The following is a 23,467-nucleotide window of genomic DNA, read 5'->3' as shown; positions in this document are numbered from 1 at the left end:
CAAGACGTGAAAAAAGAAAATTTGTTCTAAACTTTTAACTTAACTGAACACTAGGACTTCCTCATAAGGCATCCGTCCTAGCCATCTTTCAAATTTAGCTGTATTTCTTAAAATATCCTTAAAGAGGTTTTTGGATTTTTCTGTCATAGTATTATCGTATTGAGTATAAATCCCTTTTCCGTAAGACTCTTTATCAAGAGGAATCGATACTATCCGCAATGGAGCCGGAAATATTTCTGTTGAACGCTGAGGCATTCTGATTTTCACTATGCGACCTTTTTTTCCGGACTCACCTTCTTCAAAAAAATGCTCTAGATACTTTGTCCAAGTGTCTTCATTTCGAGGGTCAATAAGTTTCATTATCTTCGGAACCATAGGGTTACTTGAATACAGACGCGGATCAAACTGGTCTATAGGCGCTAATTTTTTTGATTTCATTTTTTCAAGCATATCTTCCAGATGTTTTTCTTCTTCCTGAGGGGTTATTGTTACTGAGTTAATTTGTATGGCTTCAGAAAACCAATCGTTGTAATGATAAGATTTACCAAAAGAAAGTGCTTTATTTGGCATTGGTTGTGAAAGTGAAATTTTTGTCATCATAATTTTCTCCTTATACTTTATACTTTTTATATTTTTACGTGAAACATACTTGGAGCCTATCTTGTTAAAAATATAAAAATCGAGATATACAAGTTTTATAGGCTCGTTTTAAGGACTGCGGTTAAAATCGTAAACGGCTTGTTTGACAAGGCGGTTTTGATTTTAACAAGACAGTTTCTTCTTAGAGAGCGTTGAAAAATTAACTCTTTTATTCGAATAGCACTCTCAATTTAAATATTTTAAATATTTCGAATAAAATTTACTAAAATTGTTTAAAATCAGTCTTTAATTGGTCATTTTTACCTCCTTTTACGGATTTTTTTGTGTTGCGATTCCAAAGTTCATTTTTTCTTTCCTTTTCCTTTCAGAGCCAAGTTCTCATTATTTTCATTTAAAAAAACTTATATTAATCACGATGACGAAATAGAGAAACATATCCGGTTTCAATAGGTTTCTCTTTTTGTTTAGTTTCAGGGACTTTATATACGTCCTACCCATTCTTTAAATTTTGTTGTATGGCTTAAAATAGCCTTAAAGAGTTTTTTGGATCTTTCTGTCATAGTACTATCGTATTGCGTATAAATTCCTTTTCCGTAAGACTCTATATCAAGAGGGATTTCTACTATCCGCAATGGAGCCGGAAATATTTCCGGCGTATATTCAGGCATCCTGATTTTTACTATACGTCCTTTCTTTCCGGATGCACCTTCTTCAAAAAAATGCTCTTTATAGTCTGTCCATATGTCATCTTTTCGAGGGTCAATAAGTTTCATTATCTCCGGAACCATAGGTCTACTTGAACACAGACGCGGATCAAGCAAATCTATAGGCGCTAATTTTTTTGATTTCATTTTTTTAAACATATCTTCCAGATGTTTTTCTTCTTCCTGAGGGGTTATTGTTACTGAGTTACTTTGTATGGCTTCAGAAAACAAATCGTTGTAATGATAAGATCTACCAAAAGAAAGTGCTTTATTTGGCATTGGTTGTGTAAGTGAAATTTTTGTCATCATTTTTTTCTCCTTCTAATTTTTTGTATTTTTATTTGAAACATACTTATATTAAATATTGAATACGCTCAGTACCCTGCCTAAAATCTTTTCTACTGAGCTGATGCCTGTTAATTGAATCCCTTTGGTATTTTTGTTTCCATGATTTGTTGACTCACCTACGGCAATACCTGTTAATTGAACCCCTTTTTTAAGATTATCAGGATCTTCAGTCATTTTTAAAACATTTCCTTCAGTTTTAACAAGATAATTATAATTGTCTGCATTTCTTGTTACACCAGATAATTGAATACCTTTTCCAAAGTTATTAGCACTATTAACAGATGAATTAATTTGTAGACCTCCGTACGTGTTGGCATCTCCTTCTACAAACTTACTTCTTTGGTATTTACCGTGATTTTCCAGGTTTCCCCATGCGTTGCCAATTATTTGTGTGTTTCCATAATTTATACCGTCAGTTGTTTCTCCTATTTTTTGGTATTTGCCGAAGTTGTATGAATCGCCGTCTACTACTTTAATTGTTTGTCGACCTTCTTTATTTAAGGCATCACCTTCAACTATTTCAACTTTGGCTTTTGCTCCCCAATCTGTAGTTAAATTATTTGTAGCAAAAACTTTAAGTTTTTTGCCTTCTGTTTTAACATCGCCTTTAATCTTTAATTTATAAGCCCTGAGTTGACTGCCTTTTTCCAGAATAACTTTTTTATTAACTGTTCCTGAACCAATTACTTTCAGTAAAAGATTTCGAGGAATGGTTATTTCCGTCAAATCTTGTGTAGCTTTCATAAAGGTATCAGCTGTAACAGCAAATATTTTAGTGTTTTTAGGGCTGTGTTTTGAAGTTAAAAGCTGTTGAAATGTTTTCAGATCTACTGTTTTTGGAATAAATCTACTCATAACAGAACTAATTGCCATGTTTAAACTCTCGCTTTCCTGATTTTTAGTTTTATCTAAATAAAAATTAAATTTTTATAACATCTGTTTACTTAATGTCCGTGAATATAAAAAAGTGACACTTAATCATGAGAAAAATTTTGCTAAAAATCAGAAAATAGCCTCAGCCAAAGAATCTGCTAGAAAAATCCATATTTACATTTTGTAATAATTTTGTGTTATATAATAATTTAAAATTTGAAAACTATCATAAGAGGAGAAAAATTATGACAAAAATTGGTAAAGCATGGGTATATAAAGATGATGTCGATACAGACGTTATTATTCCTGCAAGATACTTAAACACTACAGATGCAAAAGAACTTGCCGAGCATTGTATGGAAGACATCGATGAAACCTTTGCTAAAAACGTTCAAATCGGGGATATTATAGTCGCTGGAGAAAATTTTGGCTGCGGAAGCTCAAGAGAACATGCTCCGATTGCTATAAAAGAAAGCGGTATTTCTGTTGTAATAGCAAAAAGTTTTGCAAGAATTTTCTTCAGAAATGCAATTAATATCGGGCTTCCTATTTTAGAAAATCCTGAAATCGCTAATGAAACTGATTCAGGAGATGAAATCGAAGTGAATCTTGATAACGGAGAAATCAAAAATTTAACCAAAAATAAAACCTATCAGACCAACCCGTTTCCAAAATCTATTCAAGAGCTTATCGAAGTAGGCGGTTTGATTAATTATACGCAAAAAAAACTGGGGATTAAGTAGATTATACGAAAGGCGTTCTTATAATGTCAAAAACATATAAAATAGCAGTGCTTCCGGGAGATGGAATAGGTCCTGATGTCATTGAACAGGGCATCAAAGTTTTAAAATCAATATCGGAAAAATTCGGACATAAATTTGAATATACGTACGGTTTAATAGGCGGAATCGCAGTAGATGATTCAGGAAGCCCTCTTCCCGACAAAACACTCGAACTTGCCAAAAACTCGGATGCGGTTTTTCTTGGCGCAGTAGGTGATTGGAAATATGATACTCTTGACCCTGCTATCAGACCTGAAAAAGGTCTTTTGAAAATCAGAAAAGAGTTGGGACTTTTTGCTAACTTAAGACCTGCTGTCATGTATGATGAGCTTGTATCATCTTCTACATTAAAAGAAGAGTATATCAAAGGTGTAGATATCATGATTGTCAGAGAATTAACAGGCGATGTTTATTTTGGAGAACCTAAGGGCGTAGAAGAAAGAAACGGACAAAAAGTCGGCTTTAATAACATGATTTACTGGGAATATGAAATAGAAAGAATCGCCAAAATAGCTTTTGAAATAGCAATGAAAAGAAATAAAAAGCTTTGTTCTGTTGATAAAGCAAATGTTCTCGATGTTTCAAGGCTTTGGAGAGAAACAGTAGAAAAAGTAGCAAAAAATTATCCTGAAGTCGAACTTTCTCATATGTATGTTGACAACGCGGCCATGCAATTAATCAGAAACCCAAAACAATTTGATGTCGTTGTTACAGGAAATATTTTTGGCGATATTCTTTCAGACGAAGCATCTATGCTTATAGGTTCGCTGGGGATGCTTGCAAGCGCAAGCCTTACCGATAAAGGTCCGGCTATGTACGAACCCTCTCATGGAAGTGCGCCGGATTTAAAAGGACTTAATAAAGTAAACCCAATAGCAACTGTAATGTCAGCATCTATGATGCTTAAATACAGTTTTAATCTTGATAAGGAAGCTGATATTATTGAAAATGCGGTAAAAGATGTCCTTAAAGAAGGATATAGAACATTTGATATAATGAGCGACGGAAAAATCCTTGTAGGTACTTCAGAAATGGGTGATTTGATCTCTAAGAAAATTCTTGAGTTATCCTAGGCATTTTTATTAAATAATATAAGAAGCTGTCTTGTTAAAATCAAAACCGCCTTGTCAAACAAGCCGTTTCCGATTTTAACCGCAGTCCTTAAAACGAGCCTATAAAACTTGTATATCTCGATTTTTATATTTTTAACAAGATAGGCTCTAAGTTTTACGTGTACTTAAACACAATAAAACCCCGTTTGTTAATAAACGGGGTTTTTATATAAATTTTGTAATTATTCAAATAATGATTCTAGAAGATTTGCATTTTCACCGGCTAAACTATTTTCTCTAACTTTTGACTTATGAATATAAGTCCTTAATGCTTCACGAATTAGTTCACTTCTGGATCTCTGTTCTGTGTCGGCAATGTTGTCAATCATAGAAAGGAATTCGTCGGGCATTGAAATCAGTACTCTGGCCATAATTAATCTCCATTTTTATTAACTAACTTTGATATTATTTATTTTTTTGATATTTTATTTTGAAATATCTTCTATACTTATATAAAAACAGCGCGTTATATAAAATTGCTATATTTGTTATATACGGCTCATAACATTTACAATTCTTTGCAATAGTTAGCAACTTGAGTTCAATTTTTAAACATATTTTCAAAATTTTGATTTATCTGCTAAAATTTCTATAATTTCTATAAAGAAAAAAGGCGAAAAGTGAAAAAGAAAAGAACATTTGATATTTTAAGAACGTTCGAAATTTTTAACAGGGAGTCCTTAAGTATTCTTAAGGATAAATTTCTTGAGATAGTAATGTTGGAAACAGAAAATATTTTTTCTTCACATAAAAATCAACTTTTCAATATTGATTTTAAAAAAGATGATTCTGCGCAAATAACTGTGATAAATGATAAGAAAACTTATGATTTGTTATCAAATACCTGGAAAAGACATAAAAAAAAGATTAATGGCATAAAAAATGAAGAAAGTAACCAACGCAACGTTTATAACCAGCTCAACCTGTCTTAAAAATTGTCCTGATTTCAACCTGCCCGAAATTGCTTTGATAGGCCGTTCAAATGTGGGCAAATCTTCTTTCATAAATACCTTAACAAACAGAAAGAAGCTGGCTAAAACCAGTAATACCCCCGGAAAAACAAGACTTATTAACTTTTTTAATATAAATGAAGAAATAATTATTGCAGATTTACCGGGATACGGCTATGCGAAAATTTCCAAAACAGAACAGGAAAAATGGGGCAAGACACTTGAAGAATACCTAAAAGGCAGGACATCTTTAAAAGCAGTAATTCAATTTATTGATTCAAGGCATGACGTACAAAATAATGACCTTCAAATGAGGGATTGGCTAGAGTTTTATAGGATTCCGATTATTACACTGGTAACTAAAACAGATACGCTTTCAAAAAATGAAGCTTTCAGGTCGCTTCAAAATATATCAAAACTTTTAGAAACAGAAGTTATAGAGTTTTCATCGAAAACAGGCGTTGGAAAAGATAAGATTTTAACGGTTTTTACAGGAATTATAAACGATTTCGTTTAATCCCTGTCGTTAATTAATTTATTTTTACAAATTGTCATTCTGAGGGCTAAAGCCCGAAGAATCTGTCCAGTAAGCATTTTTAGCTAAAATCACAAATTGGACAGATCCTTCGCTTTGCTCAGGATGACATTCTCAAAAATCAATATTTGCAATAATTTTAGCTAGTTGGCGACCCGGGTTGTTTAACAACATGTTTAGCATGATTTGTTTTTCTGTTTTTCATGCGCGATAAGTGCTGTGGCATCAGATACGTCAATATTTCCGTAAAAAGCATTATCAATGGCCATAATGGGTGCAATTTCACAAAATCCTACGCATTCAACCACTTCCAGCCTGAATTTGTTATCTTCTGTGCAGTTTCCCTGAATAATTTTAAGTTCATTACTCGCTGCTTCAAGTAATTTATCGGAACCGCAAATTTGGCAGACAATTCCTCTGCAAACTCGTATCAAATGCTGTTTTATAGGTGTTATTTCAAGTTCATTATTAAGACTTACAACTTCCATGATTTCGTTTTCGGAAATATCAAAATGTTCAGTTATACAAATCAGGTCTTCTTCTGTAATGCACCCGAATTTGTTTTTTATATCTGTCAACAAAGACACAATACAGTCTTTTCTGTCCTGATATTTAAGAAAAATCGAAAGTAAATCCAGACTAACTATTCTGCATTTGCAAGGAACCCTCCCGGCTGTATTTATTTTTTTTTTCATATAAATTTTGTCTTATAGTTGTAAAACTTCAAATTAACATGGACTATAAAAAAATTAATGCTCTAAACCTCCAATATTATGGAAATTTGGCTATTTATTTAAATAATAATTTACATTTTGTTATAAACAAATATCTTTTTTATAGACGAATACAAAATAATACTAACGAAAAGACACTTTATTCTATTAATCCAAGATGATAAAGTTTCTTGATTATCATTATTTTCTATGATAATTTTTCATAAATAACATATAAAATAAGCGGTCTGGTTAGTTTAGAGAGAGATTAAAAAAAATTGAATTTACAGACAAATCCACAAATGACGACAAATAAAACTGTTAACCTCGGAAGACACGTTCTGGCAGAACTTTATAACTGTGATTCCAATGTATTAAATAATGTTGAATTAATTGAGAGATATATGGTCGAAGCAGCAGTTGAATGCGGTGCGACTGTAGTTGAAAAAAACTTTCATATGTTTAGCCCCTTCGGAGTAAGTGGTGTTGTAATAATATCAGAATCGCATCTTGCCGTTCACACATGGCCGGAATTTGGATATGCAGCTGTAGATCTCTTTACATGCGGCGATTCTTGCGATCCGCTTGTTGCTTATGAATATCTGAAACAAAAATTCCACGCAGGATCTTCATCTTACAGTGAATTAAAACGCGGAATGCTAAACACAGAAAATAATGAAATTATCGAAACTCCCTTTCAGATCAAAACTCAAATATAATTGGGTGTTTTATAGCATGCAAATTAAATTTAGAGTCTGACAGTGTTGTTTTGGGCTTCTAATCTCCACAATCATGCAGCCGGTTAGCTTGCTTAGTATAATAAATAATAACAAAAGAGAACAAAAAATTGACAGATATATGGTATACAGAAAAATATAAAGATGTACTTGGTTTAACATTTAAAATCAAGGATATTTTGCACAGTGAATACTCTGATTTTCAGAAAGTTGAAATTATCGAAACTGAAGCCTACGGGAAGATGCTTCTTCTTGACGGACTTGTGATGACTACAGAAAAAGACGAATTTTTCTATCATGAAATGATTTCACATATTCCGATGCTCGCACACCAAAACCCTGAGAGAGTACTCATAGTTGGTGGCGGTGATGGAGGAACTGTAAGAGAAGTTTTAAAACATCCTTCGGTAAAAGAAATTGTGCTTTGTGAAATTGACGGGGCAGTTATAGAAGTAAGCAAAAAATATCTGCCTTCTATAGCAGGAAAGCTTGATGATTCACGAGTTAAAATCAATGTTGAAGACGCTATTGAATATATGAAAAGACAAAGCAAGAATTTTGATGTGATTTTGATTGATTCAACCGACCCGATGGGGCCTGGCGAAGGTTTATTTACAGAAGATTTTTATACCAACGTCAAAAATGCACTTAAAGAAGGCGGTGTAATGGCTGCCCAGAGCGAATCACCGATTCTTAACCAAAAAGAGCTGGGATTAATTTCAAGTTTGCTCAAAAAAGTTTTTCCTGTTGTTAAAACTTATATTGCACCTGTTCCGACATATCCGGGTTCTTTTTGGAGCTGGACTTTCTGTTCGGAAACTGTAAATCCGACCGAAATCAAAAATATCAAAGCCGCAGAAGAAATTGAAAAACATGCTAAGTTGTACAACAGAGAGTTTCACAAATCAGTTTTCGTCCTGCCGAACTTTATTCGGGATATCGTAAAACAATAAATTAAAATTTTTTTCATTAATAAATTTTTAAAAATTATGTTTCATTCTAAAATCATAAAATTTATCTGACACATTTCTTATAATTAATTATTTTTACTTCTGACTATTTAAAGTTTGCACAAGAAAATAATTGCTTCTCCTCTGTAATATTGTTTATAAAAATTTAAGACACAAATATTGATATTCAAAAATAATTTTTTTAATATTTCTTAACAATAAGTAACTAATCGAATTTCGATTCAAACATGATAAAATTTCTTTATAAATCAGAATATGGAAAATCAAAATGTTAAATGTCCCATTTTTACCGAGGAATTGGACAAATTCCACAGAAAATTTTATAGAGGCTGACTGCGTAATGGTTGGACTTCCTTATGACGGAACGTGTTCCTACAGACCCGGCACAAGATTTGCACCGGAACTCATAAGAATAGCCTCGTACGGACTGGAGTCTTATTCTCCAATTCAAGAGCGAGATCTTGATGAAGTCAAGTTTTATGACGCGGGAGAAATCGATTTTCAGCTGGGCAATAGAGAAAATATACTTCAAACAATAGAAAAAGCCGCTAAAAAAACACTTGCATACAACAAAAAATGGCTGGGAATAGGAGGAGAGCATCTTGTAACTTTTCCTGTTATAAAAGCCTACAATGAAAAATATCCCGAGATTTTTGTAATTCATTTTGATGCGCATGCTGATGTCAGAGAAGATTATTTAGATGAAAAACTTTCTCATGCTTGCGTTATGAAAAGAATTTCCGAAGTAATTACTCCTGATAATTTAATCCAGATAGGCATTCGCTCAGGTACACAAGAAGAATTCCAATGGATGAAAGACAATAATACTATAGTAAAAACTCAGGATAAGTTAAAAGAAAGATTAAAACTTCTCGAAAATAAACCTGTCTTTTTATCTATAGATCTGGATGTCCTCGATCCGAGCCTGATGAGCGGAACAGGTACGCCTGAACCGGGCGGTATGACTTATAATGAGTTAATGAGCTGGTTGATGCTTCTTAAAGGCCTGAATATTGTGGGAGCAGATGTTCTGGAACTATCTCCGCCTTATGACAGTTCGGGAGTTTCAACAGTTACTGCCGCAAAAGTTATCAGGGAAGTTTTGCTTTTAATGAATTAATATTTTCGTAACCTTAACTTGAAAATAATGCGTTCTTAGAGTAATTTACTAGAGAATAATAAAATAATCAGGGACTATATGCAGTTACAAACAAAAATCAAAATAAAGGGTCCGCATCAGGTAAAAGTTTTAAGCAATGTAAAACTCTCTGAAGATACGTGGAAACTTACTTTTGAAAATCAAATAATTGCAGAAAACGCCAAACCGGGGCAGTTTGTATCTATATTATGCGAAGATTTAACGCTGCGAAGACCTTTTAGCATTGCAAATTCTAAAAACAACACTTTTGAAATAATTTATAAAATTAAAGGCAAAGGCACAAAATATCTTTCATCCCTTAATAGTGGAGATTTGACAGATGTAATAGGTCCTTTAGGCAAAGGATTCAATGCGGAAAATAAAAATTCACTATTAATCGGGTGCGGTGTAGGAATTGCCCCGATTATTTTTTTGTCAGAAATATTAAACAAGTCGGCAATAAATTATACTTTTATGGAATGTTCGCAGACTTATTTAGACTACGCTCACAGTGATAATCAAATCATTATAACCGAAGATGGCTCGGCAGGGCTTGAAGGAAGATTGGATAAACATCTGGAAAATATTATAAAAGAAACGAAACCGCAAAAAATTTACACATGCGGACCAAATGCTGCTATAAAATATATTATTCAGGTCGCAGAAAAATATAATATCCAAACAGAAGTTGCTCTGGAAAGAGATTTTGCCTGCGGAACAGGTGTTTGTATGGGGTGTACCGTTCAAATCAAAGAAAACGGCAAATTAGTAAACAAAAGAATCTGCAAAGACGGACCTGTTTTTAATGGAAGTGAGGTTTTATTATAATGTCAAATTTATTAAAGCCGGATACTTCTGTAAATATCGGAAAATTAAAACTGAAAAATCCCATTTTAACGGCTTCGGGGACTTTCGGATACACTAATGAGTACGATGACTTTATGAAAGTAGCTAATATTGGGGCTATAATCACAAAAGGCATAACTCTAAATCCTAAAATCGGCAACTCCCAACCTCGAATTAAAGAAATTAAAAACGGTCTTATTAATTCTATCGGGCTTGAAAATACAGGAATTTACGATTTTATTGAGAATAAACTTCCTGTATTAAAAGAAAATAATATAAATTTTGCTGTAAATATAGCAGGCTCAAGTATTGAAGAATATGTTGAGCTTGCAAAAATTTGTCAAACAAACAATATCCCTGCTATAGAACTTAATTTGTCCTGCCCTAACGTAAAATGCGGATGTTTGGAATTTGGGAAGGATGAAGAAACCCTCTACAGGCTGATTTGTCAAGTGCGTAAAAACTTTGAAAATACAATAATTGTAAAATTGAGTTCAAATGTTTCTTTCCCTGAAAAAATGGCTATGACAGCAGAAAAGGCAGGAGCTGACGCAATTTCTGCCATTAATACAGTTAAGGCGATGAATATAGATATAAATAATAACTTTAAAGGATTTAAATTCATAAAAGGCGGTTTGTCAGGAAGCTGTATCAAGCCTCTGGCATTGAATTTTATTTATGAAATCAGGCAACACACAGCCATTCCCATTATAGGAATGGGAGGAATTTCGAGTTTTCAGGATATGCTGGAATTTTTTGCTGTTGGTGCTGATGCTGTTCAGATAGGGACAGCGAATTTTACTCATCCTGATATCAGTGAAAAACTGGTTGATGAGTTAAATAGTTTTATGAAACAACAAAATTACAGTAGTTTAGACGACTTGTTAAATAATTTAAGATATGAAAATAAATAAGGAAAATATTTATGCTAGACCTATTAATTAAAACAGAAAGCTTGCTTAAAGGACATTTTGAATTAAGTTCAGGCTTTCACAGCAATCAGTATTTTCAGTGTGCAAAACTGTTTCAATATCCGGAATATGCGGAAAAAGCAGGAAAACTAATTGCAAATCTCTTCTCGGAAAGCGAAATAGACGTTGTAGTCGGACCTGCATTAGGCGGAGTGATTATAGGCTACGAAGTCGCAAAATCTTTAGGCAAGAGATTTATTTTTACCGAGAGAAAAGATGGTATAATGTTGTTAAGAAGGGGATTTTGCCTTGACAAAGGAGAGAAAGTCCTTATTATAGAAGATGTTATAACCACCGCAAAATCAACAAAAGAAACTATAGAAATTATCAAAAGTTTCGGTGCTGAAGTAGCTGGAATCGGAAGTCTGGTTGATAGAACAAGCGGTCAGACTGATTTGGAAATAAAATCGTTACTGCAAATTAATCCTGAAATTTACGCTCCTGATGAATGTTTTATGTGTAAATCAGGTCAAAGTATCGAGAAACCGGGTAGTAGAACTAAAACGGCTGTATAGTGAAGGTTTATGGAAGAAACAATTCAACAAAAATTGGTGGAACTTCAGAAAACTCGCAGTGAATTTTGGAATATAAGTCCGGAAGTTGCGAATTTTCTGAACTTGCTTATAAAATCTGGCAATTACAAAAATATTCTGGAACTCGGGACTTCAAACGGGTACTCTGCGATATGGCTGGCGCTGGCACTGCAAGAAACAGGCGGACATCTTGTATCAATTGAATACTCTGAAGAAAGAAAAGAACTGGCAAGAAAAAACCTTGAAGAATGTAATTTGCTCGATAAAGTAACACTTATTCAGGGTAAAATTATCGAAATTCTCGAAAGGCTTGATCTTAAGCTTTTTTATCTCCATGAAGATAACGATATCCCCTATATAGATTTTGCTTTTGTTGATGCAAGCAAGCTGGAATACGCTGAATATTTCAATCTCATTCATCCGATGCTCAAAAAAAACGGCATGATTGTAGCTGATAATGTAGTTTCTCACGAAAGCAAGCTATGGAACTACATTGACATGATGACGGCACATGAAGATTATCAAACGGTTAAATTAGATATAGGCGCAGGCTTGCTGGTATCTTTAAAAATAAATAAATAAATTCAAGCACGGTGAATTATGAAAAAATTAACAATTATAAAAAATGGTTTTATTCAAAATCCTGATTGCCCAAAAATAATTGGAAATATTGCCGTTTATAAAAGCAAAATTATTGATATTTCATCGTCTTATGACTTTGAAATTGCTAAAGATTTTGATGAAGTTGAATTTATTGACGCAAATGAATTAACTATTACCCCAGGACTTGTAGATCAGCACATTCATGGCGGTTATGGGATTGATTTTAATAATGCAAAAGCTGAAGAAATATTATATCTGACTAAAAAGATGCCTGAATATGGAGTAACTTCTCTTGTTGCAACAATAATGACCGATTCTGAGGAAAATATTAAGCGTCAAATAAAAGAAATTTCAGCAGCAATAGAAACGCAACCTGAAAATTCCGCGAAGATAATCGGGATTCATCTTGAAGGACCATTCCTTAACCCTGATTTTAAAGGGATTCACCCTGATAACTATATACTTGAGCCAAATATAAAGAACTTTGAGAAATTTGAAAACGATTATATAAAAATAGTTTCTTTTGCTCCTGAACTGGACAAAAATATGGAGTTTACAAAATATTTACTGAAAAAAGATATAATTCCTTCAGCGGGACATTCAAGAGCAACTCATGAAGAGTTAAAAACAGCGGCAGGTATTGGATTAAAGCAAGTTACGCATTTATTTAACGCAATGCCGCAGCTTCATCACAGAAATCCGGGCATTATTGGCGAAACACTGGTTAACGATGAAATTTATGCAGAAGTAATAGCTGATAATGAGCATCTTCACCCTATAATTTTAGATTTAATCCTGAGGACAAAACCAAAATCGAAAATTATTTTTATAAGCGACTCGTTGCCCTTAAATAAAAATGCGGAAGACCATATAATATTCGGCGGACAAAAAATTTATCGGAAAAATGAAAAAGCAGTTAATGAAAAAGGAACTTTCGCAGGAAGTCTGGCGTTTTTAGACGATAATTTCAGGAAAAACCAAGATAAAATAAGTTTTTCAGATTTCTTAATGTTTTCTTCTCTAAATCCTGCAAATAACTTAGGTTTGACCACTAAGGGCTTTATCGATAAGGGATTTGATGCGGATTTGGTTTTGTGGGACGAGAATTTTCAGGTTAAACAAACTATTATCAGCGGTAATATTGCATATTAATTAGCGTGAATTGCCGGATAGTCCAAATCCACCTAAATACTGCGATTTTTATTTTGTGTGATTTAGTCTTAAGAAACAGCCAAAAAGCATCTAAGCTTAAAACCCAAAAGGGACAGATGTTTCGCTTTGCTCAACATGACAATAGCTGAATTTATCTAAAAAGACGAATCAATCGCTTGATTTGTCTTTTTAGTATTAGAAAGTATAAAATGCTACTAATAATAAATAATTTTATGAAGGTTCGGGGTATGTAAATGTTTTTTTCTAAAATAGCGAAATTGTTCACAAAAAAAAATCCGGGTCAGGTTGTAACATGCCTGTTAAGCTCGGCATTAGGGGCGAATATCTTTGTGAGCAGCCTGTTTTTTTCAGGAATGGAAGATAAGCTGATTTTCTACCCTATTGATAAAGACTTTGCGCAAGTAAGAATTAATATTGACAAGCCTGTACAGGATACTTATTTTTACAGCAGAGACGGCATTAAGCTAAACGGTTGGTATATCAAGGCTAAAGATAATAAATCTACCATTGTTTATTGTCATGGACAGGGAGAAAACTTGAGTGAGTGGCAAAATGTAGCGCAATTTTTGTCTAATAACGGTTATGGAATATTTATGATTGATTACAGGGGGCACGGCAAAAGCGAAGGCGTGCCTTATGAGCAAGGGCTATATATCGATCTTGAGTCGTCTATAAATTATCTTGTAAATAATGAAAATGTAAAAAGAGATAATATAATTCTCTGGGGACGCTCTATGGGTGGTGCAATAGTTGCGGATATCGCATCAAGAGATAAATTTAAAGGTATAATACTTGAAAGTACGTTTACAAATCTAAGAGATGAAGCAATTCATCTAACCAGTACTTCTATTTTAGAAAGTAAACTCGGGTTCTGGTGTGCTTTATCAACAAAATTTGTAAAATATGTTCCGTTAATCACAAAATTTTCTACGGATAAGAAAATTTGTAAAATCAAATCGCCATTATTAATAGGCGGTTCAAAAAATGATGAAACAGTTCCTGTAGAAATGTCTTATAAACTGGCTATATTAAACCCCAAAGCAAAGCTGTTTATTTCTGAGACAGGAAGCCACCACGAAAGCGAATGGTTTTTTAAAGAAGTAAAAGAGTTTTTAGACTCAGTGCAATAAGTTACTCTATGTTTAAAGTTCTTCTTTGATTAATTTTGTCAACTATTCCGCCTTCATTGGAAAGTGCTTTATTAGTCCAAACGTCTACAATATTAAGAATATTTGCAGCACATTTTGACATATCTTGAATAGTTACAAATTCATTTTTTGAATGTATATTATTCATGCCAGCCCCAAGATTGGGTGTTAACAAACCTCTTAATGTAAGGTTGGAACCGTCAGTTCCTCCTCTTATAGGAAGTTCTTCAGGAATTAATCCGTTGTTTTGAATTGCTTCTTTAGCAAATGTAATAACTTCAGGCAATTCTTCAAGCTTTTGTTTCATGTTTCCATATTTATAATTCGGTTTAACTGTAATTGAACTTTGCGGGTTTTCTTTTTCAAGCTGTTTGGCTAAACTTTCAACAAATTTCACGCGTTCCTCAGCTTTTTTTCCATCGAAATCCCTTACAAGCATTTTTATAGTTGTACTTTCTTCATTGCCATTAATATCAAAAGCATGAAAAAATCCTTCTCTTCCTTTTGTTGTTTCAGGCGCTTCATCTTCTGGTAATTTGGTTATGAATTTTGCTGCTATTTTTAAAGCGTTGATCATGATTCCGTGGGCATAACCGGGGTGAACATTTTTACCTGTTATTTTTATTTCAGGATTGTAAGCATTAAATGTTTCTGACTCTATTTCTTCGGGTTTTCCACCATCTATAGTATAAGCTACATCTGCACCAAATTTTTTAATATCAAATTTGTCTGCGCCCATTCCTGTCTCTTCATCAGGTGTGAATGCAATTCTGATTTTAGTATGTTTTATTTCAGGATTTTCTTTATAAACATTTAAAATTTCAATTATTTCTGCTATGCCTGACTTATCGTCAGATCCTAACAATGTTTTTCCGTCTGAAGTTATAATATCTTCCCCTTTATGAATTTTTAATTCATTTTCTGTAATTTTAACTCCATTTTCAAGTAAAATATTACCGTTTTGATAATTTTTGTGAATTTTAGGGTTTACAGGTCCTGTAGGGACGTCTTCATTTGTATCAATATGTGCAATAAGCCCTATGACAGGCAGATTTTTGCTGTTTTTAATGTTACTTTGCAAAGTTGCGGTAAGTATACCGTGTTTATCAACTTCTACTTCTGTTAAACCCATTTGTCTAAGCTCAGTTGCCAGTTTATTAGCAAATTCTATTTGGCAAGGTGTGCTTGGAATTTGACCATTTTCTGCTTTTACTTCATTTGAGCCGGTATCAATTTTAGCCATTTTTATGAACTGATCCGTCATTCGTGCAGAATTTATAAGTGATGATGCGTTTTTTAGCCCTTTAAAAGATAGCTTAGTTCTTGTATTTGAATAAACAAAATTATTATCTTGTATTTTCATTAATTATCCTTTCATTATAATTATTTATTAAACTAACAATATTTATAAAAATGGTAAAAAAATTAATTAACATTAAAGACTAGAAAAAACTTTATGATTTTATCAAAAGCCTCTTCTCTAAAGGCGAAATTCGTTTTAATATTTCTTAATATGCAAAAGAGGGTATATGATTAGAAAAAAGCAGTATCGCTTACTTTATCAGATCAGGTCTGAGGGATTGGGCATCTCTCAGGTAAATATGACGGATTTCATTTTTAGGTTTTGATGTATTAAAAGTTATAAGCACCCTGATGCAATTTTTTAAGCTGTCAGGGACGGGGATTTCCTGTGTGCAAATCATAGGAACATTATCCCAGCCAAGATGAACACGTGCCGCCTTAGCCGGAAACGCTGCATCAAGGTCATGCGTCAAAGTAAAAATCACATTTACTATTTCGTTAGAATCAATAGAGTTATTTTCAATCATTTTTTTTAGCAATTCGACTGTAGCAAGATAAATTTCTTCTGCCATGTTATTTTCTACTGTTGTTGCGCCTCTGACTGCTCTAGAAACAAGTATATTTTGCATATATTTTCCCTTTGATTCATTATCTTATGTTTTAATTATACTTATTAATAAAATTTTTTAAAACAAGGAAGAAATAATGGACGAAAAAGAAATTGTATACGGAAAAAATCCTGTAGAAGGGCTTTTGGAAGTAAATCCAAAGAGAATAAATAAAATTTATCTTGTAATAGGTGTAAAATTTGATTCAAAAATTAAAAATATTCTTAAACTTGCAAGGCAAAACAAAATAAATGTTCAGGATGTCCCCAGAGAAAAAATGGATAAGCTTGCAGACGGAGTTCATCAGGGAATAGCTGCTTCCGTTTCTCCCGTAGAATATACAGAACTAGAAGATTTGTTGCCGAAATTAAAAGATAAAAATGACGCTTTGCTAATAATTTTAGATAAAGTAGAAGATCCGCATAATTTAGGATCAATAATAAGAACAGCTGCGGCGGCAAGTGTTGACGGACTAATTATCCCAAAAAGACATTCAAGCCAAATAACATCTACAGTTGAAAAATCAAGCGCGGGTACAGTAGAAAAAGTTCCTATAATTCAAGTCAGTAACTTAAATACCACGATAGAAACCTTAAAAGAAAACAATTTCTGGATAATCGGAGCAGAAGGTTCTGCGCAGACTTATTATTTCAACCAAAAATATGACATGAACTGCGCACTTGTTCTAGGTGGTGAAAATCAGGGAATTAGTTCTTTAGTAACTAAGAACTGTGACATGCTGGTTAAAATACCGATGTCCGATAATATTAATTCTTTGAATGTAGCTAATGCTGCGAGTATATTAATTTATGAAATAGTCAGGCAGAGAATATTAAAAAAAATTAATTGATTGAATGATATACGCAACAATTAAAATTGTTAATTGTACAAGTTTCAAATTAAATCAACGATATGGATGAAATTTGAGTTAACGGATGTATCGTAAAAATGAAATTTGTAATAAAATAATTTAAGGGGAAATATTAATGGATGCAGCTAAAAGTAGAAAAAATATAGAGGATTTACCGGTTAAAATGAAATCTAAATCTTTTAAAAAACAGGATGATATATTCGATGAAGAATCAGAAGAGGCTTCTTTTGAAGATGATGCCGAGGATTTTGAGATACCGGAAGAAGAAGAGCCTGAAGTTGTAGTTGAAAAAGAAACAACAAGTTCTGACGATGCCGTAAAAATTTATCTTCAACAAATTGGAAGAATTTCACTTTTATCTCCTGATCAGGAATTTGAAGTCGCTAAACAAATAAAAGAAAATCACTGCAAAAAAGCTAAAGAAGAACTTGTTAACGCAAATCTGCGTTTAGTTGTCAGTATTGCAAAAAAATATATAGGCAGAGGACTTTCGTTTCTTGATTTAATTCAGGAAGGAAATATGGGATTAATCAAAGCTGCCGAAAAATTTGATTACACAAAAGGATATAAGTTTAGTACGTATGCAACCTGGTGGATACAGCAAGCTATTACTCGCGGCATAGCCGATAAATCAAGAACTATAAGACTTCCTGTCCACATGATAGAAACCATCGGAAAAATTAAAAAAGCTACATACGATCTGACAAATGAATTAAACAGAAAGCCCTCAAAAGAAGAAATAGCTGAAAGGCTCGATATTCCGTTGTCAAAATTAAGAGCGGTTATGAAATCTGCTCAATCAACAATAAGTCTTGAAACACCACTTAATAAAAAAGAAGAATCAACAAGAATTGGTGATTTTTTAATAGATAACAGCTCTACTTCTCCTGATACAAAGGTAATTCAAGAAAATTTATTTTCCGAAATCAAGAAAATCCTTGACCAGCTCAGCCCAAAAGAAAGAGATGTTTTGATAATGAGATTCGGGCTTAATGATGATGGAAACAAAAAAACTCTTGAAGAAATCGGTACAAGATACGGAGTATCAAGAGAAAGAATTCGACAGATTGAAAATAGGGCTATAAGTAAACTGAAAAGACTTTGCAGAAATAATAGAGGCGTAAAAAGCCTGAAAAATTACATTGGCGAAGAACTATAAGAGCCTATTTTGTAAAAATTGCTCGCTTGACAAGGCGATTTTTATTTTAACAAGACAGCTTCTAAATAACGCTGGTTGCTAATTAAATTTACGCGTCATTGCGAGGAGAGGCTTTTGACTCGACGAAGCAATCCATTTTATTTTTTATAGATTGCTTCGCTTTGCTCGCAATGACAATTTGGGCGATTTAGCAATTCGATTTAAATAAAGACTTAATAAATATTAAAACTTTTAAAAATATATAAATGTTATAATTGAAGCGTTTTATAACAAGTGCGATGATGATGAAAAGAATAAAACTGCTTCCTGAAAACCTAATAAACCAGATTGCTGCCGGAGAAGTCATAGAAAGACCAGCTTCTGTAGTTAAAGAGCTTGTCGAAAATTCCATAGATGCCGGTGCGAAAAAAATTGAAATAGAAATCTCTAACGGCTCTAGAGATATCAGAGTTGCTGATAACGGATATGGCATACACAAAGATGATTTGATTCTGGCATTCTCAAGGCATGCGACCAGCAAAATAAAAAATCAAAATGATTTGTGGGCTATAAATACACTCGGGTTTCGTGGTGAAGCGCTTGCAAGCATCATTTCTGTCGCAAAAGTTACCTGTATTACAAGAACTGCAGAAGATTCTCATGGGTTAAAAGCAGATTGCCAAAATTCTGAAGTTAAGATTTCAGAAACAGGATGCGCTGTCGGAACAATCATGGATGTTAAAGATTTATTCTATAATATTCCTGCAAGGCTTAAATTTCTTAAGCAGCAACAAACAGAGCTTGCTAACATAACAGAAACTCTTCAGAACATTGCTATTGCCCATCCTGAAGTTGCTATTAACCTCATACATAAAAAACATTCAATTATAAAGACTACAGGAAGTTCAGATCTTGCTATAGTAATAGGTGAAATTTATTCAAAAGACATTATAAAAGAGCTTTCTGCTGTTAGTTTTGAAGATAATCAGTTCGATTTAAAGATTAATGGATACATAAGCAATCCTAATTTCACCCGCTCAAACAAAAAAGCCGTTTATATTTTTGTAAATGGAAGAACAGTAAAGTGTTCTATCATATCAAAAGCTATAGATACTGCATTGAAAGACCTTATCCCCTCAGGTAAATACCCTTTTGCCTCGCTAAATATAATTATGCCGGCAAATGAAATTGATGTAAACGTACATCCCGCAAAAAGAGAAATCAAATACACAAAGCCTAATTTGATTTTTAATTTTGTTTATTCGGCAATAAAGTCAGCTCTTGAGGGCAAGCAATCGCTAAACAGCTTAAGAATTGTGCATCAGGAACAACAAGAAAATTTTCCCTTTGATGCTTCAACACTTCAAACTCATATGTCTGAACAATTCTCGAATAATGACTCAAAAGTTGTGGATTTTTCAAGATTTGCTGACTTAAGAGATGATGAGATTACAGAAATATCTATTCCTGTTAAAAATACTGAAGTCTATCAAAACAAAATTGAATTAATCCATGAAAATAATGAAAAAATTTCTGTTCTAAAGCCAAAAATTATTGGTCAGCTCAATAATACATATATTCTTATCGAATCAGAAGAAGGATTGCAAGTTATTGACCAGCACATAGCCCATGAAAGATACCTTTATGAAAGACTTAAAGACAATAAAACTCAAAATTCTCAGCTTTTATTAACTTCTGAAGTTGTAGAGCCTGATACAGAGCAAGTTTTAATGCTTCAAGACAATTTAGAACTGCTTTCAAAATATGGTTTTGAACTTGAATTTGTGCCGTTTGAACCGATTTCTAAAACATTAAGCGATAATGCAATAGCGATGCAAGCACCTGTCGATACTAAAACACAAGTAAATCTTAATTTTGGCGTAAGATTAAAACGGATTCCCCAAATGCTGGCGGATAAAAATCCTGAAAAAATCATCTTTGATTTAGTAGAATCCGTCCAAACAAATGCTGAAAACATAGAAAACGAAATACTGGAAAGAATTGCATGCAGGGCAGCGGTAAAAGCAGGCGAAAAACTGTCTTTGTGGCAGATGGAAGAGCTTATAATAAACTGGATAGGTACAAAATTCAATAAAACTTGCCCACATGGCAGAAAAATCAGCCATACAATTCCAATGAAAGAAATAGCAAAGTTTTTTGGAAGAATTCAGTAAAGTAAGATAAAAAAGGTGTCCGGGCGATGGAATATTTTATTAGTTTTATAATAGGGCTTTTTTCAGGGATTTTAATTGTCTTATTGTTTGGTATAAAGAAATTTATCGTTTTAAATAACAAAATAACCTATATGGAAGCCGAAAAGCAAACACTTGAAAGCTCTTTAACCAGAGAAACTGAGTTGCAGGATAAATTTTGCAGGGAATTTGAAGAAATTGCCGCTAAAATTCTTAAACAAAATTCCTGTGAGTTTTCTAAAACAAATCAGGAAGAAATTTTTAACCTCTTGAGACCATTCAGGGAAAAGCTTATTGAGTTTGAAACAAAGATCGAACTAACAAGACTGGAAGAAGCAAAAGAAATAACTTCTCTTGAAACTCATATAAAACTGCTTGCCGAAAATAACCAAAAGATTTGTCAGGAGGCTAATAATCTTACAAATGCGCTCAAAGGTCAGGTAAAAACTCAGGGAAACTGGGGCGAATTTATTTTGAGCCGGCTGCTGGAAATCTCAGGGCTGTTAGAAAATCATCATTACACTTTGCAGCAAACTTTTAAGGATTCTGATAATAAAATTCTCAGACCTGATGTAACAATTCACTTGCCTAACAGCAGGCATTTAATTATAGACTCTAAAGTTTCACTTTTATCTTACGAAAGATTTTATAATAATGAAAAAAATGATCAAAATAACTTAAAAGATTTTATAAATTCCACAAAAGACCATATTAAAAACCTTAAAAGTAAGTTCTATCAAGAGATAAAAGATATTAACACACCTGATTTCGTGCTTATGTTTATTCCTGTGGAAGGCGCGTTTAATTTAATTTTCCAGCAGGACAGCGATATAATAGACTTTGCATGGCGTAACAAAATACTTCTCGTTGGGCCTTCGACCCTGTTAACAACGCTTAAGACTATAGAACTTTTCTGGAAGCACGAAAAACAAACGCAAAACGTAATTGAAATAGCTGAAGAAAGCGGTAAACTTTACGATAAATTTGTCGGGTTGCTCAGTGACCTTGAAAATATTAAAACCTACTTTGATAAAACTTCTGAGAGCTTCGAATCCGCAAGAAAAAAACTCGACGGTCGCGGAAATCTTATTAATCAGGTAGAAAAATTACGGGATTTAGGTGCTAAAACTTCAAAAATAATTCCCGAAAAATATTCTAAAGAAGAAATTTAAATTTAATTTGCATTTTGTATTATTTCAAGAACCGCATCAAGTGAACTTGAATATTTATTTATTTTTTGACTTATATATTTTTCATAGTCAAGTTTGTTAGAAGCAGTGCCTTTTGAGTTCTTTTTGTTTTTAGCTGCTATTCTTTGATAATTTGCAGCTTCGGTGAGGTATTTATTAAGAACAACAAGCTGTTTAAAAGATTCGTAATTTTTTTCCTGTCTGTTAGCGTATTTTTCTTTCAAATCATCAACGTATAAATTAATAATATTTACTTTTGCGGAAAACTGCTGAACTTTATCTGAATTATCAGATTTAATAACTTGTTTCAAGCTTGTTAGAATAGGCTCAATCTGTTTTATATCCTGCAAGTAATCGCTGTATTTATTTATATTACGGCTTGAATAAATTCTCGGGAAAAACGTTTTTGTTGCAGGAAATTCAAATTCACTATCTATTTTTGCAGGAGCCTGCTGTTTGTCCTGAATTTCTTTTTCGTCATCCGGTTTTATTGATTTTCCCAACTGCGGCAAATCACCTGCATAACCATAACCGCATAGTAAAAAAACTATTATTAAAATTACAAATAATTTAAAAATAATAAATATTTTATGTCTGATTATGTTTAAATTCATCTCTGCCCTCAAAGACCTCTAGTAATCATTTTACTGTATTTTTGCAAAACAAAAACGAACATTTGCAGGATGTTTGAATTTGATTTTAATAAAATATTAAACAAAAAAAATATGCCGAGACACAGAATTGAACTGTGGACACAGGGATTTTCAGTCCCTTGCTCTACCAACTGAGCTATCTCGGCATATTTATTATTGATTACGTTTGTTTTGTATGAATTAATTAAGGCAAATTTGTTTTATACGAACGGCAAAGCCTCTTCCGATTAAAATAATACTACAAGCAGTACTTAAGTCAATATAGAATTTCTTTATAAACTTAATTACTTTTTATTTGTGGCTTTAGCCGGTGTATTTAATTTTGTAAGCACGTCATCAGTGATATCAAAGCCGCCGTCAATAACAACCTGTTTGTTCAAAATTATGTCATATTTGTTTAAGGCAGAAATTTCTTTTATTGATTTAATAACAGCATCTTCAATCACACCCCATTTTTGAGATTGATCGTTTGCATAAGCATTTCTTTTTATATTAAACTGCTCGCCTAATTTATCTTCCAGATTTTTCTTTTCTAAAGGAGTTTTAGCATCTTGAACCTGTTTTTGAGCATCAACTACAAATTTTTGAAGTTCAGATTCTTTAACTTTTAAATCGGCTGCAAGTTCTTGTGATTTAGTGTAATTATCCCTGATTTTATCCAGATCAACGACAGCTATTCCTGCCGCATAGGATTTTGCTGTATATCCGCAAATTATGGACATAACAGCCAGCAAAACAATAGTTTTTTTAAACATTTTCATAATATTCACTCCGTT

At 33.0% G+C, this 23,467-nt stretch carries 26 protein-coding genes and 1 tRNA gene; 17 read left to right on the top strand and 10 right to left on the bottom strand.

Features of this window, described 5'->3' with window-relative positions; genetic code table 11:
• Positions 1-39 precede the first annotated feature (39 nt).
• From WCG23_05605 to WCG23_05595, 3 genes are all read right to left on the bottom strand, one after another.
• A complete protein-coding gene (locus WCG23_05605; GenBank protein MEI8389343.1) occupies positions 40-600 on the bottom strand; it encodes a hypothetical protein in 561 nt (186 codons plus the stop codon).
• A gap of 479 nt (positions 601-1,079) precedes the next feature.
• Complete coding sequence (locus tag WCG23_05600) at positions 1,080-1,613, bottom strand: hypothetical protein (protein MEI8389342.1); 534 nt, start codon at positions 1,611-1,613, stop codon at positions 1,080-1,082.
• A gap of 48 nt (positions 1,614-1,661) precedes the next feature.
• A complete protein-coding gene (locus tag WCG23_05595; protein ID MEI8389341.1) occupies positions 1,662-2,525 on the bottom strand; it encodes a hypothetical protein in 864 nt (287 codons plus the stop codon).
• A gap of 245 nt (positions 2,526-2,770) precedes the next feature.
• Between WCG23_05595 and leuD the strand changes: the two genes are divergently transcribed.
• The gene (gene leuD / locus WCG23_05590; protein ID MEI8389340.1) at positions 2,771-3,268 is read left to right on the top strand and encodes a 3-isopropylmalate dehydratase small subunit; all 498 of its coding nucleotides are present in this window, start codon (positions 2,771-2,773) and stop codon (positions 3,266-3,268) included.
• 23 nt (positions 3,269-3,291) lie between these two features.
• Positions 3,292-4,380, top strand: a complete 1,089-nt coding sequence (gene leuB / locus WCG23_05585; protein MEI8389339.1) for a 3-isopropylmalate dehydrogenase — start codon at positions 3,292-3,294, stop codon at positions 4,378-4,380.
• 221 nt (positions 4,381-4,601) lie between these two features.
• Here leuB and WCG23_05580 read toward each other — a convergent pair whose 3' ends face one another.
• A complete protein-coding gene (locus WCG23_05580) occupies positions 4,602-4,790 on the bottom strand; it encodes a ribbon-helix-helix domain-containing protein (protein ID MEI8389338.1) in 189 nt (62 codons plus the stop codon).
• A gap of 249 nt (positions 4,791-5,039) precedes the next feature.
• Between WCG23_05580 and WCG23_05575 the strand changes: the two genes are divergently transcribed.
• Together WCG23_05575 and yihA are read left to right on the top strand one after the other, a co-directional pair.
• Positions 5,040-5,351, top strand: a complete 312-nt coding sequence (locus WCG23_05575) for a hypothetical protein (protein ID MEI8389337.1) — start codon at positions 5,040-5,042, stop codon at positions 5,349-5,351.
• Positions 5,302-5,886 carry a ribosome biogenesis GTP-binding protein YihA/YsxC gene (gene yihA / locus WCG23_05570; protein MEI8389336.1) on the top strand — a complete coding sequence of 195 codons (585 nt, stop codon included), beginning with the start codon at positions 5,302-5,304 and terminating at the stop codon, positions 5,884-5,886. The genes WCG23_05575 and yihA overlap by 50 nt, the downstream gene beginning before the upstream one ends.
• Positions 5,887-6,080: 194 nt before the next feature.
• On the opposite strand, the gene WCG23_05565 is transcribed toward yihA, so the two are convergent.
• Positions 6,081-6,599, bottom strand: a complete 519-nt coding sequence (locus tag WCG23_05565; GenBank protein MEI8389335.1) for an NAD(P)H-dependent oxidoreductase subunit E — start codon at positions 6,597-6,599, stop codon at positions 6,081-6,083.
• Between the two features lie 320 nt (positions 6,600-6,919).
• Between WCG23_05565 and speD the strand changes: the two genes are divergently transcribed.
• From speD to WCG23_05520, 9 genes are all read left to right on the top strand, one after another.
• A complete protein-coding gene (speD, locus tag WCG23_05560) occupies positions 6,920-7,336 on the top strand; it encodes an adenosylmethionine decarboxylase (GenBank protein MEI8389334.1) in 417 nt (138 codons plus the stop codon).
• Between the two features lie 128 nt (positions 7,337-7,464).
• Positions 7,465-8,307: a polyamine aminopropyltransferase gene (gene speE, locus WCG23_05555; GenBank protein MEI8389333.1), complete on the top strand. Its 843-nt coding sequence runs from the start codon at positions 7,465-7,467 to the stop codon at positions 8,305-8,307.
• 286 nt (positions 8,308-8,593) lie between these two features.
• Positions 8,594-9,445, top strand: coding sequence for an agmatinase (gene speB / locus WCG23_05550; GenBank protein ID MEI8389332.1), 852 nt, complete (start codon positions 8,594-8,596; stop codon positions 9,443-9,445).
• A gap of 78 nt (positions 9,446-9,523) precedes the next feature.
• Positions 9,524-10,291: a dihydroorotate dehydrogenase electron transfer subunit gene (locus tag WCG23_05545; protein MEI8389331.1), complete on the top strand. Its 768-nt coding sequence runs from the start codon at positions 9,524-9,526 to the stop codon at positions 10,289-10,291.
• Positions 10,291-11,223, top strand: a complete 933-nt coding sequence (locus WCG23_05540) for a dihydroorotate dehydrogenase (protein ID MEI8389330.1) — start codon at positions 10,291-10,293, stop codon at positions 11,221-11,223. Before WCG23_05545 ends, WCG23_05540 begins: the two co-directional genes overlap by 1 nt.
• A gap of 11 nt (positions 11,224-11,234) precedes the next feature.
• A complete protein-coding gene (gene pyrE, locus WCG23_05535; GenBank protein ID MEI8389329.1) occupies positions 11,235-11,795 on the top strand; it encodes an orotate phosphoribosyltransferase in 561 nt (186 codons plus the stop codon).
• A gap of 9 nt (positions 11,796-11,804) precedes the next feature.
• Positions 11,805-12,395, top strand: a complete 591-nt coding sequence (locus tag WCG23_05530; protein MEI8389328.1) for a class I SAM-dependent methyltransferase — start codon at positions 11,805-11,807, stop codon at positions 12,393-12,395.
• An 18-nt stretch (positions 12,396-12,413) separates the two neighbouring features.
• Positions 12,414-13,568, top strand: coding sequence for an N-acetylglucosamine-6-phosphate deacetylase (gene nagA, locus WCG23_05525; GenBank protein ID MEI8389327.1), 1,155 nt, complete (start codon positions 12,414-12,416; stop codon positions 13,566-13,568).
• Between the two features lie 254 nt (positions 13,569-13,822).
• A complete protein-coding gene (locus WCG23_05520) occupies positions 13,823-14,719 on the top strand; it encodes an alpha/beta fold hydrolase (protein MEI8389326.1) in 897 nt (298 codons plus the stop codon).
• A 1-nt stretch (position 14,720) separates the two neighbouring features.
• Here the strand turns inward: WCG23_05520 and pepT are convergent, their stop codons facing one another.
• The gene (gene pepT, locus WCG23_05515) at positions 14,721-16,100 is read right to left on the bottom strand and encodes a peptidase T (GenBank protein ID MEI8389325.1); all 1,380 of its coding nucleotides are present in this window, start codon (positions 16,098-16,100) and stop codon (positions 14,721-14,723) included.
• 190 nt (positions 16,101-16,290) lie between these two features.
• Positions 16,291-16,668: a chorismate mutase gene (gene aroH / locus WCG23_05510; protein MEI8389324.1), complete on the bottom strand. Its 378-nt coding sequence runs from the start codon at positions 16,666-16,668 to the stop codon at positions 16,291-16,293.
• A gap of 76 nt (positions 16,669-16,744) precedes the next feature.
• Here aroH and rlmB point away from each other — a divergent pair, with 76 nt between their 5' ends.
• From rlmB to WCG23_05490, 4 genes are all read left to right on the top strand, one after another.
• The gene (gene rlmB, locus WCG23_05505; protein MEI8389323.1) at positions 16,745-17,497 is read left to right on the top strand and encodes a 23S rRNA (guanosine(2251)-2'-O)-methyltransferase RlmB; all 753 of its coding nucleotides are present in this window, start codon (positions 16,745-16,747) and stop codon (positions 17,495-17,497) included.
• Positions 17,498-17,633: 136 nt separating this feature from the next.
• The gene (locus WCG23_05500) at positions 17,634-18,677 is read left to right on the top strand and encodes a sigma-70 family RNA polymerase sigma factor (GenBank protein ID MEI8389322.1); all 1,044 of its coding nucleotides are present in this window, start codon (positions 17,634-17,636) and stop codon (positions 18,675-18,677) included.
• Positions 18,678-18,931: 254 nt separating this feature from the next.
• On the top strand, positions 18,932-20,830 hold the full coding sequence (gene mutL / locus WCG23_05495) for a DNA mismatch repair endonuclease MutL (GenBank protein MEI8389321.1): 1,899 nt from the start codon (positions 18,932-18,934) through the stop codon (positions 20,828-20,830).
• A 26-nt stretch (positions 20,831-20,856) separates the two neighbouring features.
• Entirely contained in the window at positions 20,857-22,020 is a 1,164-nt protein-coding gene (locus WCG23_05490; protein MEI8389320.1) for a DNA recombination protein RmuC, read from the top strand.
• A gap of 2 nt (positions 22,021-22,022) precedes the next feature.
• On the opposite strand, the gene WCG23_05485 is transcribed toward WCG23_05490, so the two are convergent.
• The 3 genes from WCG23_05485 to WCG23_05475 form a co-directional block, all read right to left on the bottom strand.
• A complete protein-coding gene (locus WCG23_05485; protein MEI8389319.1) occupies positions 22,023-22,652 on the bottom strand; it encodes a hypothetical protein in 630 nt (209 codons plus the stop codon).
• Positions 22,653-22,764: 112 nt separating this feature from the next.
• A tRNA-Phe gene (locus WCG23_05480) sits at positions 22,765-22,837 on the bottom strand.
• Positions 22,838-22,975: 138 nt separating this feature from the next.
• A complete protein-coding gene (locus tag WCG23_05475) occupies positions 22,976-23,452 on the bottom strand; it encodes an OmpH family outer membrane protein (protein ID MEI8389318.1) in 477 nt (158 codons plus the stop codon).
• Between the last annotated feature and the right edge of the window lie 15 nt (positions 23,453-23,467).

It is taken from the genome of bacterium, assembly GCA_037147175.1.
Taxonomy (GTDB): Bacteria; Cyanobacteriota; Vampirovibrionia; order Gastranaerophilales; family UBA9971; genus UBA9971.
The sequence above is the reverse complement of the archived record's forward strand: the minus strand, read 5'-3'. Positions and strand labels throughout refer to the sequence as shown.